This is a genomic window from Sorangium sp. So ce394, assembly GCF_051474665.1.
Lineage (GTDB): Bacteria > Myxococcota_A > Polyangia > Polyangiales > Polyangiaceae > Sorangium > Sorangium cellulosum_D.
Genome location: NZ_CP150339.1, coordinates 8,948,023 through 8,965,197, shown reverse-complemented (window position 1 = coordinate 8,965,197; position 17,175 = coordinate 8,948,023). Strand labels below are relative to the sequence as shown.

Sequence of the window (17,175 nt, the reverse complement as noted above, 5' to 3'; positions counted from 1 at the left end):
CGCGGCCGGGGCCGGCGGCGGGCGCGCTCACGCGTCGACGCCGGCCCGCTTGAGGAACGCGAGCGCGGGGCCGAGCGCGTACGCGGGCGCCCTGCCCAGGCGCAGCTGCTCCCCGGTCGACAGGTGGAGGAGCAGCCAGCGCGGCGCGAGGCCCGGCTCGTCGACGTCGGCGTCCGAGGCCGGCGGGGTCGACACGCGGGCGATCGCCTGGATGGGAAAGGTCCGCCGGAAGCCGCGGCCTTCCTGGACGATCTCGCCCCGCTCGAAGTCGAGGAGGAACAGGCCGTGGAGCCGGCGGCGCCGGCGGACGACGAGCAGCGCCGCGGTAGCGCCCGCGGTCCACGTCCCCGCGATGAAGAGGATGGGAAAGGGCGCCGCGCGCGCGGCCACGATGCCCACGATGATCAGCGAGGCGGTCAGCGCGAACGCGGCGATTCGGCGCACGGCGAGGTCGAGGTCGTCGCCCGGGCACTCGCAGACGAGCACGGTGGGGCCGAGCGCCCGGATGGCGCCGTCGGCGTTCGAGAGCAGGACGTCTCCCTCAGGCACTGCGTTCCTCCCGATCGGGTGAGGTCGTCATTACCGCAGCGGGGCGGGGGAGGCCATCCCCCGCGCCGCGCCGCGCGACGAGCGCCCTCGCGGGGGGCCTGCCGTGAACGCCCGGAACGACCGGGCTTCGAGGATCGATTCGTGTGCTGAGCGCCGTTTCCGCCCGAAGCAGCCCGAGCGAGCCGGGGATTCGCGCGCGGGCGGGCGGAGGCGTCAGTCCACTAACGCTGGCGGCGCCGCACGGTCGCGGCGGAGGTCGACAGGACACCACCGCACGACCGGAGATTCGCCGCCAAGAAGGGCGATTGGAGGCGTGTGGCACGCGATGTGCCACTGGGTCGATGGGGCGACTCGATGGGGCGACTCGATGGGGCGACTCGATGGGGCGACTCGATGAGGCGACTCGATGAGGCGACTCGATGAGGCGACTCGATGGGGGAGCAGAGAGGCCGATCGCGCAATCGGGGCGGCCGTCACGCAGATCGCGTGGGGACGCCGGGGCTCTCATGGGGGCAGGCGCGCTCGGGCCGAGCTGCAGAGGAGGACGCTGCGATGAGTTGGATCGTGAGACTGGCACTGCTCGCGGCGGCCGCGGGCTCGATCGCGGGCTGCGCCGAGGAGCGGAGACCGCTCAGCCAGGTGCAGGCGAACGCGCTGGCGAAATCGTTCTTCGTGGGCGCCGATCTGCAGAGCAAGGAGGACGATCCGGAGTTCTGGACGCGCACCACGGTGGTCGACGTGGGCTACGGCGCCTCGCAGGACGGGCTCTTCTCGTCCTCGTACGCGCAGGCGGAGGTCGCGCGCATCAAGTGGGTCATCCAGGAAGACCTCCTGATCGGGCGCCTCACCTACGAGCGCGTGAACGACACCGACGGCAAGGGCGCCGGCGCCGCCACGGACGACGGCGTCGTGGCCGTCGCGTACAAGATCCTCTCGCATTTCGACGTCCAGCGCGATTACAACCGGTCGACGGGGGAGGAGACCAACGTCGTCGTCGAAAACACGACCGACCGCCCCTGGTACGCGCGGGAGTACATGCGCGTCGACTGGTCGAAGAACCTGAACGTCGACTCCTACGACTTCGACACGCTGTCGCTCATCGGCGTCTACGGCGGCGTGCAGTACGAGCCGCTCTCCTATTACGTGAGCGACCCGAGCCACCCCGACGCGCCCCACTTCGACCCCGAGGAGGGATATTTCGACGTCACCAACAAGGCCTTCGCGATGCCCCAGCTCATCGATCTGAGCCACCTCGGGTGGGGCGTCGGCAGCTACCCGGCCTGCATGCTCGACGCCGATTTCCCCGGCGGCACCGCGCCGGTCGGCTCGTGCAACCCGGTCGAGGTCACGCTGCGGCAGTCGTTCCGCCGCGTCGTCGATCGGGACTACGAGCCCGCGGAGTGGGACGGATACCGGTTCCAGGCGTTCGGCCCCTTCGTGCGAGAGCGCTTCGGGTACGCGCGCAACTACGGCATGAGCGACGCCAAATGGCACCGGATGATCACCCGGTACAACCTCTGGGAGCGCAGCCACTACTACGCCGATCCGGAGGGCATGACCGGCGAGATCCGGTGCTTCACGCCCGAGACGACGCCGGTGGGCGCGGACCCGCACCGCGACGACGACGACAACGGGACCGAGGACGAGTGCGAGGCCGTCACCGGGGCGACGATGGACGTCGATGGAGCGCGGGTGACGGTGGGCCCCGGCTCGCGGTGCGACACGTTCAAGCAGCGATGCACCCTGCCGTACCAGCGTCGAGAGGCCGTGCCGCAAGCCTGGTACGTGACGTCGAACAGCAACCCCGACTATTTCGACGCCACGGCCTCGGCGGCGCACGAGTGGGACGTCGCCCTGCGCAGCGCCGTCGTCACCGCCAAGCACGTCGAGTGCGTCAGGACGACGGGCGACGCGGCGCGCTGCAGCGCGGCGTTCCCGGTCTACGACGGCCAGATCGACGACAGCGCCGACGCCGTCGCGCTCGCGCGCGAGGTCGACGCGTGCCGGCGCGACGCGGCGCGCGCGGGGCAGGGGTGCGACGCCCTCGCCGACGAGCTCGGCGCGCGGCGCGGCTACGCGCCGGGCGTCGTCGCGCTCGCCAAGATGCCCGAGATGATCGTGCTCTGCCACAGCCCGGTCGAGGCCACCGACCCGGAGGCGTGCGGCGGCCCCCGGCTGCCGGAGGGGGTGACGGCGAGGATGTGCAGCGACGAGCGCCGGAAGGAGGCGGGGCGCGATCCCGCGCTGATGAAGGCGTGCGGGGCGGCGCTGAGCGCGCGGATCGGCGACCTGCGCTATCACCAGATCAACAACTTCGAGGCGCCGCAATCGCCCTCGGCCTGGGGCATCTACAGCGACTCGGAGGACCCGCTCACCGGCGAGAAGATCGCGTCGAGCATCAACGTCTGGACGCACGTCAACGACATCTGGAGCCAGGGCATCGTCGACGCGGCCCGTTACATCCAGGGAGAGCTGAAGACCGAGGAGGTCACCGACGGCGACTACGTCCGGGACTGGGCGCAGGCGAGCGACGGCGCGTCGAAGGGCGGCGCGCTGCCGCGGCTCACGCGGGAGGAGATCGCCCGGCGGGTCGCCGGGGCCGCCGGGGTTGCCGCGGAGGACGCCGCCGGGGTCTCCGGCCAGCTGGCGCGCGATCCAGCGCTGCGCGAGGACCTCCGGCGGCTCTCGAAGGAGGTGCGCGCCATCGCGGCCGACGCGACGGCGCCGGACAGCATGCGCGCCGTGTACGAGGCGCGCCGCAAGTCCGCGGTGGGCACCGAGCTCGAGGCGGAGCTCACGACGAAGACGATCCAGCAGCTCACCGGCGTGGAGGCGCTGCCGCTCACGGACGAGGTGATGCGCTTCGCCTCGCCGCTCCGCGGGGCGAACCCGAGCGTGCAGCGCGAGCTCAGGAACCTGAAGGAGCTGGCGCTGGCCGAGCGCGGCGCGTGCGTGATGCACGAGGCGCCGGCGCCGCTCGCGACCGCCGACCTGGCGGACATCCTGGAGGAGAAATTCGCGAGCAAGCACGGCCGCTTCGGCGAGGGGGACGCCGCGCAGAAGCTGCGGCGCGCCGAGGCCATGCGGCGCTACCTCGCGCAGCGGGCGCACTACGCGGTGATCCTCCACGAGATGGGCCACTCCGTCGGCCTGCGCCACAACTTCGTGAGCTCGTCCGACGCCTGGGGCTACCGGCCGCAATACTGGCAGCTGCGCACGAACAACGGGCGCGTGAAGACGCCGTGCGAGACGCTCTCGGAGGACGGCGAGGCGTGCGTCGGGCCGCGCTACTACGACCCCGTCACCGAGGACGAGCACAAGAACCTGATCTGGATGTTCATGCACTCGTCGACCATGGATTACGCCGGCGAGCCCACGCAGGACCTCATCGGGCTCGGCGCCTACGACTTCGCCGCGGCCCGCATGTTCTACGGCGACGTCGTCTCCGTGCACGCCGACCCGAGCTACAGGGCGGGCACCCCGCGCGGCAAGGGCATGCTCGCCAAGATCGACGACTTCGGCGGCATCCTCGGCATCCAGCCCGAGTACGACGACGAGGACATCCACTACTCCGACCTGCAGAACAAATACGATCTGATCCGGCCGGGCAGCTGCGTCGAGGTCGATCCGAGCGCCTTCAGGCCCTCGGACTGGGACGAGGAGCAGGGCGGCGCCTGGCACCCCGTGCTCGACGGGCAGATCGTGCCGGTCGACGGCAAGTACACGCGGTGCCGGCAGCAGAAGGTCGATTACGTGCCGTGGCGCGCGCTCGAGACGCCGAAGGGCGTGAAGGGGCCCTCGGTGGACCCCGCGGGGCGCACCCGCGTCCCCTACGGCTTCGCGACCGACCGGTGGGCCGATCTCGGCAACCTGAGCGTGTACCGGCACGACAGCGGCGCGGACGCTTATGAGCTCTTCAACTTCTTCATCACGCAGCAGGAGGTGAATCACATCTTCGACAACTACCGCCGCGACCGGCAGGCCTTCAGCGTGCGCGCGGCGTCGGAGCGGACCTTGAACCGCTACAACGCCAAGATGCGCGACGGCGCGAAGGGCCTCGGGCTGGTCGCGAACATCTACCGCGAGTTCGCGCTGGACCGCGGCTACGACTTCGACACGTTCTGGGTGCACGCCGCGGGCAACCTCTTCCAGCAGAACATCCTCGCGGCCGGGATCGCGTTCGATCACTTCGCGCTCCAGATGGCGCGCCCGCAGCCGGGCGAGCACTTCCTGCCCGAGGGCGATACCGTCCTCCGGTCGTCGAGCGACGTCTTCGGCGACCCCGGGGATACGGTGGTGGTCGTCCCGAACGGCGCCACGGGCTATTTCGGCGACGTGGCCTTCGGCGGCAAGCCGCTCGAGAACGCGCTCGCGGAGGACAAGGGCGAGTACGACTCGTCGTACACGATGAACGCCGGCTCTTATTACGACAAGGCGTGGGTGGCGATGCTGATGACCGAGTCGGTCGACAACTTCGTCAGCGACTCGCGGCACGACTTCCTCGACGCGCGCTACCGCGCGGTCTCGCTCGCCGACGTGTTCCCGGAAGGGTACCGCCGCTGGCTGGCCAACAACCTCACGGGCGACGACGCCATCAAGGGGGTGCGCGTCGAGGCCGACGATCGCGGCCGTCCCGTGAGGGACGCGAGCGGGTATCCGGCCAGCGCGCTCGGCTGGACGTCGTGGTGGAGCGAGGCCGGGCCGGAGAGCTGCTTCCCCGGCGCCGGGAGCATCGTCTGCAGCGCGTACGGCGCGGTCGACAGCGCGCCGTGGAACCCGCGGGCCCCGGCCAAGGTCGCGATCCTCGACCCCCAGATCGGCTGGGAGCAGCAGAAGTTCCTGATCGCCTGGACGCTCCTCTACCTGCCCGAGAACCAGAAGCAGAGATGGCTGGACATGATGCACATCTGGGAGACCGGCGCGGACACCGATCCTGGCTTCCCGAACCGGATCGAGCTCCACCATCCGTCAGGGAAGGTGTTCGTGGCGAAGGCGTACGGGACCGAGACCATCTTCGGCAAGGTCGTGCAGAAGGGCATCGGCGCGCGCGTGCTGGAGTATGCCAACGAGCTCCTGGCCAGGGCGTATGTCACGGAGCCCGGCCCCGACCTCGACGGCGACGGCAAGGCGGACTGGCACAAGGTGAAGCTGAGCCCGGAGAGCGGGCAGCCGATCGTGCGGTGGGATCCGACGGTCGCCGCCATCGCGCCTGACGGCGAGGTCTTGCGGGACGGCGTGCCCGGATGCGAGGAGGACGCCGACGCAGACGACGACGACTTCAGCGATTTCTATCGCTGCACGTGCTCCTCGAACCGCGCCTGCGTCGCGCTCGAGGGCTACGTCTCCGTGCCGGTCTTCATCCGCCAGGCGCTGTCGGCGTTCAAGCTGGGCGACCCGACGATGAGGGGCCTCCACTGACCTCGCGCGCGAGCGGGCCCTCCGCGGACGACGCGCGCCGCGCTCCTCCCCACACCCTGCGATGCCGAGCGCCGCTCGCCCCGGAGATCACGATTGCAGCGGGCTCATCGAAGGCGGCGTCGACACCGTGTCGACGCCCGCTCCCACGAGGACCCGAGCGACCCGTGGCGGCGCAATGGTCGTGGCATCTTGCCGCAGGGAGGCGATTCGCCCCATGCGCGCTGCCCGTTCGCCGCGGTCCTCGACGCGGGTCTCCGTGGCGCAGCTCTTGCTGAACTTTTCCATGAAATGACGTGCTGTTGGACACCGCCCACCCCAGGCGTCTCCTGGTTCGGTGACGCAGGACGGCCGGACCGGTCGCGGTTCCGACGAGTTGCACCCCTAGCCCGCCATCGTGGAGCTCCGATTCCGCCGTAGCGCCGGTGCATGACACCGGGAACGTAAAGAAGACAGCCGTTCTTGCGTCGCGAGCGTTGAAGCGTCGGTTGCCCGAGGGCACGCACACAGAGAGAAGCAGCCATGGACTTCGAGAATGTCACGCACGTCCAGATGGCGCAGGCACGCGTAGGGGCGGTGCTCAACGGCGCGTGGCGGCTGGATGCGCTGATCGGCCTCGGGGGGATGGCGGCTGTCTATGCCGCGACGCATCGGAGCGGCCAGCGGGTCGCGATCAAGCTGCTGCACCCCGCGCGGGCGCGGGACAAGGTGGATCGGGCCCGGTTCCTCCGCGAGAAGGCCATCGTGAACACCGTGAATCACCCCGGGGTCGCGGCGGTGCTCGCGGACGACGTGACCGAGGACGGGTCGCCCTTCCTGGTGATGGAGCTCCTCGAGGGCGAGACGCTCCTCCAGCGCTGGAAGGCGCAGAAGGGCCCGCTCCCTCCGGCCGAGGTCCTCGCCCTGAGCGAGCAGATCCTCGAGGTGCTCGCGGCCGCGCACGAGAACGGGGTCGTTCACCGGGATCTGAAGCCCGACAACATCTTCCTCACCCACGAGCACGGGGTGAAGATCCTCGACTTCGGCATCGCGCGCCTGCGGGTCCCCTCGTCGCAGACGTCGCTCGCGGGGCTGCGGGCGATGGGGACGCCGGCGTACATGCCGCCCGAGCAGGCGCGCGCGCGCTGGGATCTCGTCGATGCGCGGACGGACATCTGGGCGCTCGGGGCGACGATGTTCTCGCTGCTCACGAACCGGTACGTGCAGGACGCGCCGACCGTCAACGAGCTCTTCTTCCTGCGGATGACGTGTCCGATCCCGTCGCTCGCGCGGATCCAGCCGTCGATGCACCCCGCCGTGGTGCGGGTGGTGGACCGCGCGCTCGAGTTCTCGCAGGCGGACCGCTGGCCGGACGCGCGGTCGATGCTGGCAGCGGTGCGCGAGGCGCAGGCTGCGGTCGGGGCCGCGCCGCCGTCGCGGGCCACCATCGCGCCGCCGTCGCGGGCCACCATCGTGCCGCCGTCGCGGGCCACGATCGCGCCGCCGTCGCGGAGCGCGATCGCGCCGCTGCCCCGGAGCACGGTCGCGCCGCCGCCGCCGCGGGCACCGCTCGCGCCTTCGTCGAGGGATGTGCGCGACGTCGGCGCGCTGGAGGCGCGGCCGCCGTCCGGTCGCGCTCAGACGCAGACGCGGTCCTCCCGGACGTCGGGGATCTCGTCGCCGGCGTCGCTCGCCACGGTCCCGCGCGCGATCTCGACGATCCCCCGCGCGCCTTGACGCGAGCGCTGACCGAAAAGGCACGGAGGGCGCAGAGAATGGGTCCACTCTCTGCGTCTTCCGTGCCTTTTCGGTCGCTCTCGGCGCGGCCTCGACGCCCCGCGCAGGGGTGGGTCGCGCCTCTCGCGGGGCGTGCGGCTACGCGTTCAAGCCGGCGAGCAGCTCGCTCGGCCGCAGCACGGCGCGGCGCTCCGACTCCCGCCGGGCCAGGAGCGTCTCGTAGATATCCATGTAGCTCGCCATCATGCGCTCGGCCGAGTAGCGCCCCAGCGCGAGCTTCCGCCCCCGCTTGCCCATCGCCGCGGACCGCGCGGGATCTGCCTTGAGCTCGGCGAGCTTCGCGGCGAGCGCGCCGACGTCGTCCGAGGGCACGAGGAAGCCCGTGTCGCCGTCGGTGATCAGGGCAGGGATGCCGCCCACGGCGGTCGAGACCACGGGCAGGCCGGTGGCCATGGCCTCGACCATGGAGAGCGGCAGCCCCTCCGACGTCGACGAGAGGACGAAGACGTCGCTCGCGGAGAGGAGCTCCGGGACGTCGTGCCGCTCGCCGGCGAACACGACGCGGTCGCTGATGCCGAGCTCCTCGGCGAGGGCGCGCAGCGAGGCGGCCTCCGGCCCGTCCCCGACGAGGAGCAGGCGCCCGTTGTCCGACAGGACGCCCGCGTTCGCGGCCGCGCGGAGCAGGAGGGCGTGGTTCTTGACCTGGGACAGGCGCCCGACCGCCCCGGCGACCCACGCGTCCTGGGGGATGCCGAGCTCGGTCCGGATGCGGCGCCGGGCCGCGGAGTCCGGCCTGAACCGGGAGAGATCGATGCCGTTGAGGACGACGTGCAGCTTCGAGCTCGGGACCTCGTTGTGCTTCAGCATGAAGTCGGCCGTCGGCTGCGACACGGCCACGTGCGCGTCGGCGAGCTTGGCCGCCATGTGCCGCAGCCACGCCCGGCGGCCCTGATCGAACATGGCGCCGTGCAGCGTGTGGCACACGGGCACGCGGTGGAGCCGGCCCGCGGCCGTCGCGTAGATGAGCGGCAGCTGGTTGTGCGAGTGCACGATGGAGACACCGTGCTTGGCGAAGAACGCCGCGAGCTTCCCGGGCAGCTTGAGGTCGAAGCCGGGGCGCTTCGGGAGCATGTGGACCGAGACGCCGCGCTCCCGGAGCTGCGCGGCGCGCGGCCCGTCGGGGTTCGTCTCGATGCCCACGACCATCACCTCATGCCCCGCCTCGCGCTGCAGCCCGGCCAGATCCACCACGACCTGCTCCGCGCCTCCCACCTGGAAGGAGTTCAGCACGTGCGCGATCACAAGACGGTTGTGGCGCGCGCGGGTCATCGGTGCATGCTGGGTCGTCTTCATAGGGTAATCTACGCTCATGGTTCCCCTCTGGGATGCGGTCGGAGGCATGTGGTCTGACCTGAGAGAAACCCCTCCTTCGTGTCCTCGTTCACTGGGGGAAGTTACCACAGAGTCTGTGAGGCTCGGAGGATTCTCTGTGAATCTCCTCAGCATGCCTCGTACCTCTGGGTTGAAGTGAGGGGATGCCTTCACCAGCCGGTGAGTTGACTACGTGAAAGCACTGCTGTGGCACATGACGACAGCTGTGACAAAGGGCACCACCGCGGCGTCGCGCGCCGCGGCCTCTCCCCCGAGCACAGCAGCCATGGCGCGCCGGAATTCCGGCACAAATCGCCGCGGCCGCGCATTTTTTTCGGTGCCGAGGAAGAGCCCAGTGTTCACGTTGTCACCGCCCGGGCTCCTTGCGAAAAGCGTGCAAGCTGCGCCACGGTCCGGCCCGGCATCTGGACCGTGGTAGGTCGATAGCGGGATTTGTCCCACACTGTAGGAGATCTAGGCGGCGTGCGGGGGCACCTCGCCGTGGTGGCGCGGCGCAGCGCGTCGGTGTCCGCGCCGGGGGGGAAGAGGCTGCGAGTTCGTGACCGGTGACCGGTGGGCTCGCGACGGTGGGGGCTCGCCGGTCCCGCCATGCTGGGCGGCGGGACGGGGCGCGGCCTCTCGCCGTGCGTGCGGTGCGCGAGGAGCAAGCTGAGGGGGTGAGCCAGCTGTCCCCTGTCCTCAGGGCCGTTGTGAAGGGGACAGGGGGCAGCTGGTCGAGAGGTGGGGCTCACGAGCCCGTGAGCATGGCCCTGCGGTCGATCGCCTTCAGCGCTCGGGCACCTCGGCGCAGACCGCGAACGTGGTCAGCGCCACCGTCTGCCCCTTCTTGCCGTAGCCGCCCTCGAACACGGCGGTCGAGGTCCAGCCCGCGCGACCCTCGTCGGCGGTTTCGAGCGGCGAGTTCTCCACCACCCTGCTGGTCGCCTGGGCTCCGCCGGAGATCGAGAATCCGCCGCTGAGCACGACCTCACCCGCGTTGCAGAGCGCCTTGACGTTGACGAACGCGCTCGTCGGCCCTGCCTCGCGCGTCACCGAGACCACGCGGATCTTGGCGATGCCGGGCGACCCCATGGGCCCTTGCGGGCCGCGCTCGCCCCTCGGACCCTGCGGACCCTGCAGACCCTGGGTGCCCTTGGCGCCGTCGGCGCCCTTGAGGCCCTGGGGACCGACGGTGCCCGCGGGACCCGCGGGGCCCTGGGGACCGCGCTCGCCGCGCTCGCCCTTGGGGCCCTGGGGACCCTGCGGGCCCTGCGGACCGCGCTCGCCCTTGGTGCCTTGCGGACCCTGGAGGCCCTTGGTGCCGTCGACGCCCTTGAGGCCCTGGGGACCGATGGCGCCCGGAACGCCCGCGGGGCCCTGGGGACCGCGCTCGCCGCGCTCGCCCTTGGGCCCTTGCGGACCCTGGGGACCCTGGGGACCGCGCTCGCCCTTGGTGCCTTGCGGACCCTGGAGGCCCTTGGCGCCGTCGACGCCCTTGTGGCCCTGGGGACCGATGGCGCCCGGAACGCCCGCGGGGCCCTGGGGACCGCGCTCGCCGCGCTCGCCCTTGGGCCCTTGCGGACCCTGGGGACCCTGGGGACCGCGCTCGCCCTTGGTGCCTTGCGGACCCTGGAGGCCCTTGGCGCCGTCGACGCCCTTGTGGCCTTGGGGACCGATGGCGCCCGGAACGCCCGCGGGGCCCTGGGGACCGCGCTCGCCCTTCGGGCCTTGCGGACCCTGGGGACCGACCTCGCCCTTGGGGCCCTGGGGACCCTGAGGACCGCGCGCGCCGTCGGCGCCCTTGAGGCCCTGGGGACCGATCTCGCCCCTGAGCCCCTGGGGACCCTGGAGGCCCTTGGCGCCGTCGACGCCCTTGTGGCCCTGGGGACCGATGGCGCCCGGAGCGCCCGCCGGGCCCTGGGGACCGCGCTCGCCGCGCTCGCCCTTGGGGCCTTGCGGACCCTGAAGACCCATCTCGCCCTTGGGGCCCTGAGGACCCTGAGGACCGCGCGCGCCGTCGGCGCCCTTGAGGCCCTGGGGACCGATCTCGCCCCTGAGCCCCTGGGGACCCTGGAGGCCCTTGGCGCCGTCGACGCCCTTGTGGCCCTGGGGACCGATGGCGCCCGGAGCGCCCGCCGGGCCCTGGGGACCGACCTCGCCCTTGGGGCCCTGAGGACCCTGGAGCCCTTGCGGACCGCGCTCGCCCTTGGGGCCCTGAGGACCCATCTCGCCCTTGGGGCCCTGGGGACCCTGAGGACCCATTTCGCCCTTGGGGCCCTGGGGACCCTGAGGACCGCGCGCGCCGTCGGCGCCCTTGAGGCCCTGAGGACCGATCTCGCCCCTGAGACCCTGGGCACCCTGGAGGCCCTTGGCGCCGTCGGCGCCCTTGAGGCCCTGGGGACCGATGGCGCCCGGAGCACCCGCGGGCCCTTGGGGACCGCGCTCGCCCTTGGGGCCCTGAGGACCCATCTCGCCCTTGGGGCCCTGGGGACCCTGAGGCCCACGCGCGCCGTCGGCGCCCTTGAAGCCCTGAGGACCCATCTCGCCCTTGGGCCCTTGAGGGCCGCGCGCGCCGTCGATGCCCTTGATGCCCTGCGGGCCGACGAGCCCCTGCGGGCCGACGAGCCCCGCCTGCCCCGGCGCGCCCGGCTCGCCGCGCTCGCCCTTGGGCCCCTGCGGGCCCTGGGGCCCCTGCGGACCGCGCTCGCCCTTGGGGCCCATGGGCCCCTGAGGCCCACGCGCGCCGTCAGCGCCCTTGAAGCCCTGAGGACCCATCTCGCCCTTGGGCCCTTGAGGGCCGCGCACGCCGTCGATGCCCTTGATGCCCTGCGGGCCGACGAGCCCCTGCGGGCCGACGAGCCCCGCCTGCCCCGGCGCGCCCGGCTCGCCGCGCTCGCCCTTGGGCCCCTGCGGCCCCTGGGGCCCTTGAGGGCCGCGCTCGCCCTTGGGCCCCTGCAGCCCCATGGGCCCCTGCGGGCCTGGCTCGCCCTTGGGCCCCTGCGGACCCTGGGGACCGCGCTCGCCCTTGTAGAACTGCTGACCCACGAAGCCTTTACCCCCGCGGGGCTGGGACACCAGCTCCTCCGAGGCCTGGCACTGGTCCGGGCTGTCCACGCTGCGGAGCTGTCCAGTGTGCTGGTGCTTGCACGCGTAGCTCAGATGGGCGTCAGCCGTGCCCTGATCCGAATCGGCGGCCCAGACCACGCCTGCGCTGGCCATCACGCCCGCAAACCCGGCGACGATTCCAGCAGAAACCGCACTCGCTCGATACTTTCGCATGTGAGTCCGCCTTTCTATCGATTTCGAGCTTTGATGCGCTCGATTTCCGCAGATAGTCGTGTTCAGATCAGGTGGAGCCCACAGGCGAGCGAGTCGGGCGAAGGGCGACTCCAGGGCGGATCTCCGCCCTGGCCCTGCCCCGACCTCTCGATGAAAGTCCCACCAATTGCCGGCACGAAAAGCCAGGGCGATGCGTCGATACGACACCCTGCGGGCCACGCCACGACGCGTGGCGCAATCAGGTGCCGCCAGCGCTCGAAGGCTCCAGTCGCCAACCCGCTGTGTCTGGAGCGATCCTAAGTTGATGGGGGCGGCTCACCAAGCCCCCTGCCGAGGGCTTGACGATCAGGGCTCCTGTCGATCCGCGGCCGCGTATGCGTGGAGCGCTGGGCGGCGGCCGCGCCCGCGGAGCCCGGGCGCGTCGCGGAATCAGAACGAAGCCAGCGCGCGGCGAATGCCTGGAGAAGCAGCGGCCCGCGCGTCGCGGTGCTCAGACGAGAGGAGCTTGGACCCGCGGGCGCCAAGACGAGAGGACGTCGACCCTCTAGGCGTCCTTGGCGTCTATCTTATCTGGATACATCTTCGGCGTGCGGGCCAGGTGTTCGAAGAGAAAAAATGAACCACAGAGGCGCAGAGGGCACAGAGGAGAGAGAAAGAAAGAGCTCCTTCTCCTCTTCTTCTCTGTGCCCTCTGTGCCTCTGTGGCTCCTCTTCTCTTGTTCTCTGGATTTCTAGGTTGGCGACGGATGCCTCTGGCGAACGCTAGAGGCACCGCGGATTCGCTCGGTGCTAGCCTCCGCTAGGCGCCCACGCCCGCAGCGCCCGCGGCGATCGCCTCCGCGAAATTCCGCGAGAGCCTCCTCGCCGCCTCCCGGCCCGGCATCCCGGCGTGGGCCACGAGCGCCGGATCCACCTCGCGCCGCGCCTCCTCCTCGAGCGCCGAAAGCGCCTCGCGCCGCGCCTCGTCGACGCGCCGCAGCTCGGCGGCCGAGAGCCGCGGCCGCGCCCAGACGTCGATCGCCCACGAGAGCTTCGCGTGCCGCGCCTCGTCGCGCGCGACGCGCGTCATCACGCGCCGGACCAGCGGATCCCGCGCGAAGCGCCCCTGCCACATGCCGACCAGCGCCCCGTACGTCTCCCGCACGCACCCCTCGGTCGCGTTGTCGATCGCGAGCTCCTCCAGCGATCGGACCGGCCTCGGCTCCACCCGCGGCGGCTGCCAGCGGCCGCCGTAACGCGCCGAGAGGCGCCGCATCACGCGCGCGTGCCGCACCTCGTCGCGCCCGGCGGCGCGCGCCCGCTCCACGAGCGGCCGCGGCGCCCCGTGGTGGGCGAGCTCGCGCCCGAGCACATCGAAGGCCCAGACGCTCGCCGCCTCGAGCCGCGCCACGTTCGCGAAATACGCCCCCACCGGCGTCGCGCCCCGGCCGGTGGCCCGCAGCAGCCCCGCCGGCCTCCGGCCGACGCAGGCGCCGGACTCGGACTCGATCACCTCGGTCTCCAGCTCCTGCACGCCGCCGCCCGCGTCGACCCCGAGCACATAGAGCGTGCGCTCGATCGGAGCGCAGGTCGCCGTGTACCGCGTCGCGAGGACCTCGTACGCGTCGCCGTCAGGCCGGACGCCGCCCTCGTCGGGCTTGCTGCAGCGGACGGTGTAGCCTGTCAGCGACGCGGCGAGCACCGCGTCCGCGGGCGCGTCCACGGGGCCGAGCCACGCCCTCACCGCGTCCGGCGTATCGAGGACCGTCACCTCGTCGCCCGTGTTGACGATCAGGATGTGCTCCGGGCAAAAATCCACGCAGTCCCCGAGGCGGAACCCCTTCGTCGACGTGGCCGCCGCGATCTCCTCCTCGCATGCGGGCCTGTCCGCCGCCCCGGAGCACTTCTCGCCCACCGACTCGAGCGCGCTCAGCGTCGCAGCGCCCGACGGGCTCGCTATCACTCTCAGCTCTACGTAATCGGCAGGAGCCCCGGGCTCGGCGCCCGCCAGGTACGGGGTGCGCCCCCCGCTCGCGCAAGGGATGGGCTCGAAGACGCTGGTGTCGATCCCGCATCCGCCGACGAGGGGCGCGAGCGAGAGCGACAGGACACGAAGCAGGATTTTGTCGATGGGGTTCGAAGAGGCCATATGCGTCCTCACTCAACAAGTTCTGTGCCGGCGAGGACAGCGCGGAGGGCTCGCAGGCTCGCGCGGACGGCGAGCGCTCGCTGGCCTGACATCGTCGTCGCACCGGACGCCCGCGGCACAGCCCGACGAGGGCGGCCGCCGTCGGGCGCGCCACGCGCCGGCCGCGCAGGCTCGAGGCGCGACCGCGGCCGCGCTGTGCCACGCGCGGGCCGGAGCCGACGCGATGCTGCGCCTGGCCGACCCCGCGGTGCATCGCCGTGGCGGACCCGGTAAGATGGCGGGATGGTCGCCCTCGACAGGAACGAGCCTGACGAAACCCCCGCTGTCCTCACGACGCAACGCCTGAGCCTCCGCCCCCACCGGCCCTCCGACGTCCCGTTCATGATGCAGCTGAACGCCGATCCCGAGGTGATCCGCTACACGGGCGACCCTGCGTTCGCCAGCGAGGACGAGGCGCGCGCGGTGATCGCGCGGCTCGCGTACCAGTTCGAGGCCTTCCGCATGGGCCGGTTCGTCGCCTCGGACCGGGAGACGGGGGAGAAGCTCGGCTGGTGCGGGCTGAGGTGGCACGAGGAGCTTGGGCTCGCGGATCTCGGATATCGTTTCTTCCGGAAGCACTGGGGCAAAGGCTACGCGACCGAGGCGGGCGCGGCGTGCATCCGGTATGCGTTCGAGGAGCTCGGGCTCCCGAGCCTCGTCGCCCACGCGATGCTCGAGAACACCGCGTCGGTCAGGGTGCTGGAGAAGCTGGGGTTCCGCCGGACGGGGCCGACCGTGTTCAAGGGGCTCGCGGCGGAAGAGTTCGTGCTGCCGAGGCCGGCGTGACGTCGAGGATGTCCGGCCTCTGAGGGCGGGCGACGCGGCTCACTCGGGCAGCAGGTAATCGAACGGCTCGCCCACGTTGCCCACCCAGTCCGTCGGGCGCACGCAGAACCGGGCCGGCAGGTCGCGGGGGTCGAGGAAGATGGGGATCCGCCGGTACCTGCGCCACTCGGCCGCCGGATCGTCGCAATCGGTCGTGTCCGGGGGGCCGAAGCGGTACTCGAAATCCGCGTGCTCCGGCAGGGAGAAGATCGGCTCGACGCGCATGCCCTCGGCGGCGTCGCCCCCGCGCGAGAGCGCGGGCCGGCGCGATGGCGGGGTCGTGTCGATCGTGGTGAGGACGACCGTGGGGAACGAGAGCGGCTGCCACGCGGCGTCGGGCGTCGCCGTCGGGCCGGCGATCGCGCAGAGCAGGTGGACCCCCTCGGCCTCGGGCAGCGCGATGGCCGACAGGTCCTGGGAATCGAGCTTGATCGGCGCCGAGTAGCCCTCTTGCCGGCGGCAGTCGACCTCGCCGGCGCGCCCCAGCTTGTAGCGGAAGAACCCGAGCGCGTCCCGCGCGCCCAGCGTCACCTCCCAGGTGTTCGTCGCGCCCGTCGCCGGATCGCTCGGCCGCTCGCGGGGAGCGGGGTAGGTCAGCACGTCGAGCGCCCGGCCGGCGTCGAGGGCGCAGCCCTCGCGATCCAGCGCGAAGCGGCCGTCGTCCCCGAAGCAGGCGCTCACGCCGGTGACGTCGACGGCGTAGCTCGCGCCCTCGACCGACACGCCGGGGGGCGCGCCGACCTCGCACGGCCTGCCGAGGAAGCAGTCGCCGTCGGGCGGGCTCCCCAGGGTCGTGGTGTTGACGACCGCATAGACCCGCTGCGCGTCGTCCAGCAAAGGCGAGCCCGAGCTGCCGTTGGCGATGTCGGCACAGCGGTTCCGGTGCGCGCCGAACCAGTGCCAGCGATACTCGACGATATCGAAGGTGCCCTCCTCGCTGCAGCGGGCGCGCCGCAGGAACTCCACGTCGAGCTGCGGCGCGCCCACCACCGACACGCGCCCCCCCGGCGGCGGCGCCGAGGGCGCGAGCCCGAGCGCGACGACGCCGCGCTCCGCGAGGGCGCCGATCGTGGTGTCGAGCTCGACCACCGCGAGGTCGGTGCCCTTCATCGTCGCATAGCGGATCACCTTCGCCGGCACCTCCACCTGAGCGCCCTCGGTGTCGCGGAAGTAATTGAAGATCATCCGCAGCTCCGGGGTCGCTTCGGTGTCCACGAACACCGCGTTTGCCGCGGTCTCCGCGGCCCACTCGTGGGTGCAGTGAGCGTTCGTGAGCACGTGGGCCGGCGCGTCGGGGCGCCCCGCGGGGTCGACGAGGAACGCCGTGCAGGCCCCGGAGCCGAGCCCGCCGCTCAGCCGGCCCACCGCCCTGAAAGGCGCGCTGGCCTCGTCCCGCCCCGAGAGGAGCTCGGACTCCCCGTCCCCCGGCCCGCTCCCGCCGGCGCCGCCAGCGCCGGCCTGGCCCCCGGCGCCGGCCTGGCCCCCGGCGCCGGCCTCGCCGCCAGCGCCGGCCTCGCCGCCAGCGCCGGCCTCGCCACCTGCGCCGGCCTCGCCGCCAGCGCCGGCCTGGCCCCCGGCGCCGGCCTCGCCGCCAGCGCCGCCCGCCCCGCCGCCGCCCTGGCCGCCCGCGTCGCCGGGGGGCGACGACGGCGCGCAGGACGCGGACACGAGGCCGGCGCAGGAGAGCAGCCCTGCGATCATCAGCGAGAGAGGACGCGACGTCATCGATCGAGCTCCTTGATGGCGAGACGCCGTAGCTTACCCGCCGCCCCTGCAGCTCGCCCGGCGCGATCCTGCTCGAGCGGCCCGCGCCCCTCCTTGACGCGCGGCTGAGGCCGCTCCATAAGTTGGTTG

The 17,175-nt window shown here is 72.2% G+C and carries 10 protein-coding genes; 3 read left to right on the top strand and 7 right to left on the bottom strand.

Features of this window, described 5'->3' with window-relative positions:
• Positions 1 to 27 precede the first annotated feature (27 nt).
• On the bottom strand, positions 28 to 549 hold the full coding sequence (locus WMF33_RS32845) for a hypothetical protein (protein WP_437332330.1): 522 nt from the start codon (positions 547 to 549) through the stop codon (positions 28 to 30).
• Between the two features lie 564 nt (positions 550 to 1,113).
• On the opposite strand from WMF33_RS32845, the gene WMF33_RS32840 reads away from it, so the two are divergent.
• Positions 1,114 to 5,967 (top strand): hypothetical protein, encoded by a 4,854-nt coding sequence (locus WMF33_RS32840; RefSeq protein ID WP_437332329.1) that lies wholly within the window; start codon positions 1,114 to 1,116, stop codon positions 5,965 to 5,967.
• An 87-nt stretch (positions 5,968 to 6,054) separates the two neighbouring features.
• Here the strand turns inward: WMF33_RS32840 and WMF33_RS32835 are convergent, their stop codons facing one another.
• Complete coding sequence (locus WMF33_RS32835; RefSeq protein ID WP_437332328.1) at positions 6,055 to 6,252, bottom strand: hypothetical protein; 198 nt, start codon at positions 6,250 to 6,252, stop codon at positions 6,055 to 6,057.
• A gap of 234 nt (positions 6,253 to 6,486) precedes the next feature.
• On the opposite strand from WMF33_RS32835, the gene WMF33_RS32830 reads away from it, so the two are divergent.
• Positions 6,487 to 7,680 carry a serine/threonine-protein kinase gene (locus WMF33_RS32830; RefSeq protein ID WP_437332327.1) on the top strand — a complete coding sequence of 398 codons (1,194 nt, stop codon included), beginning with the start codon at positions 6,487 to 6,489 and terminating at the stop codon, positions 7,678 to 7,680.
• A 138-nt stretch (positions 7,681 to 7,818) separates the two neighbouring features.
• Here the strand turns inward: WMF33_RS32830 and WMF33_RS32825 are convergent, their stop codons facing one another.
• From WMF33_RS32825 to WMF33_RS32810, 4 genes are all read right to left on the bottom strand, one after another.
• The gene (locus tag WMF33_RS32825) at positions 7,819 to 9,033 is read right to left on the bottom strand and encodes a glycosyltransferase (RefSeq protein ID WP_437332326.1); all 1,215 of its coding nucleotides are present in this window, start codon (positions 9,031 to 9,033) and stop codon (positions 7,819 to 7,821) included.
• 207 nt (positions 9,034 to 9,240) lie between these two features.
• Positions 9,241 to 9,414 (bottom strand): hypothetical protein, encoded by a 174-nt coding sequence (locus WMF33_RS32820; protein ID WP_437332325.1) that lies wholly within the window; start codon positions 9,412 to 9,414, stop codon positions 9,241 to 9,243.
• A 423-nt stretch (positions 9,415 to 9,837) separates the two neighbouring features.
• Positions 9,838 to 12,270, bottom strand: coding sequence for a collagen-like triple helix repeat-containing protein (locus tag WMF33_RS32815; RefSeq protein ID WP_437332324.1), 2,433 nt, complete (start codon positions 12,268 to 12,270; stop codon positions 9,838 to 9,840).
• A gap of 858 nt (positions 12,271 to 13,128) precedes the next feature.
• Positions 13,129 to 14,457, bottom strand: a complete 1,329-nt coding sequence (locus WMF33_RS32810; protein ID WP_437332323.1) for a ferritin-like domain-containing protein — start codon at positions 14,455 to 14,457, stop codon at positions 13,129 to 13,131.
• Between the two features lie 282 nt (positions 14,458 to 14,739).
• On the opposite strand from WMF33_RS32810, the gene WMF33_RS32805 reads away from it, so the two are divergent.
• On the top strand, positions 14,740 to 15,282 hold the full coding sequence (locus WMF33_RS32805) for a GNAT family N-acetyltransferase (RefSeq protein ID WP_437332322.1): 543 nt from the start codon (positions 14,740 to 14,742) through the stop codon (positions 15,280 to 15,282).
• A 39-nt stretch (positions 15,283 to 15,321) separates the two neighbouring features.
• Here WMF33_RS32805 and WMF33_RS32800 read toward each other — a convergent pair whose 3' ends face one another.
• A complete protein-coding gene (locus tag WMF33_RS32800) occupies positions 15,322 to 17,046 on the bottom strand; it encodes a trypsin-like serine peptidase (protein ID WP_437332321.1) in 1,725 nt (574 codons plus the stop codon).
• Between the last annotated feature and the right edge of the window lie 129 nt (positions 17,047 to 17,175).

Coding starts and splice junctions, on each gene's coding strand:
- WMF33_RS32805 (WP_437332322.1), top strand. CDS start 14,740: ATGGTCGCCCTCGACAGGAACGAGCCTGACGAAACCCCCGCTGTCCTC.
- WMF33_RS32815 (WP_437332324.1), bottom strand. CDS start 12,270: ATGGCCAGCGCAGGCGTGGTCTGGGCCGCCGATTCGGATCAGGGCACG.
- WMF33_RS32825 (WP_437332326.1), bottom strand. CDS start 9,033: ATGAAGACGACCCAGCATGCACCGATGACCCGCGCGCGCCACAACCGT.
- WMF33_RS32810 (WP_437332323.1), bottom strand. CDS start 14,457: ATGGCCTCTTCGAACCCCATCGACAAAATCCTGCTTCGTGTCCTGTCG.
- WMF33_RS32830 (WP_437332327.1), top strand. CDS start 6,487: ATGGACTTCGAGAATGTCACGCACGTCCAGATGGCGCAGGCACGCGTA.
- WMF33_RS32800 (WP_437332321.1), bottom strand. CDS start 17,046: ATGACGTCGCGTCCTCTCTCGCTGATGATCGCAGGGCTGCTCTCCTGC.
- WMF33_RS32835 (WP_437332328.1), bottom strand. CDS start 6,252: ATGGAAAAGTTCAGCAAGAGCTGCGCCACGGAGACCCGCGTCGAGGAC.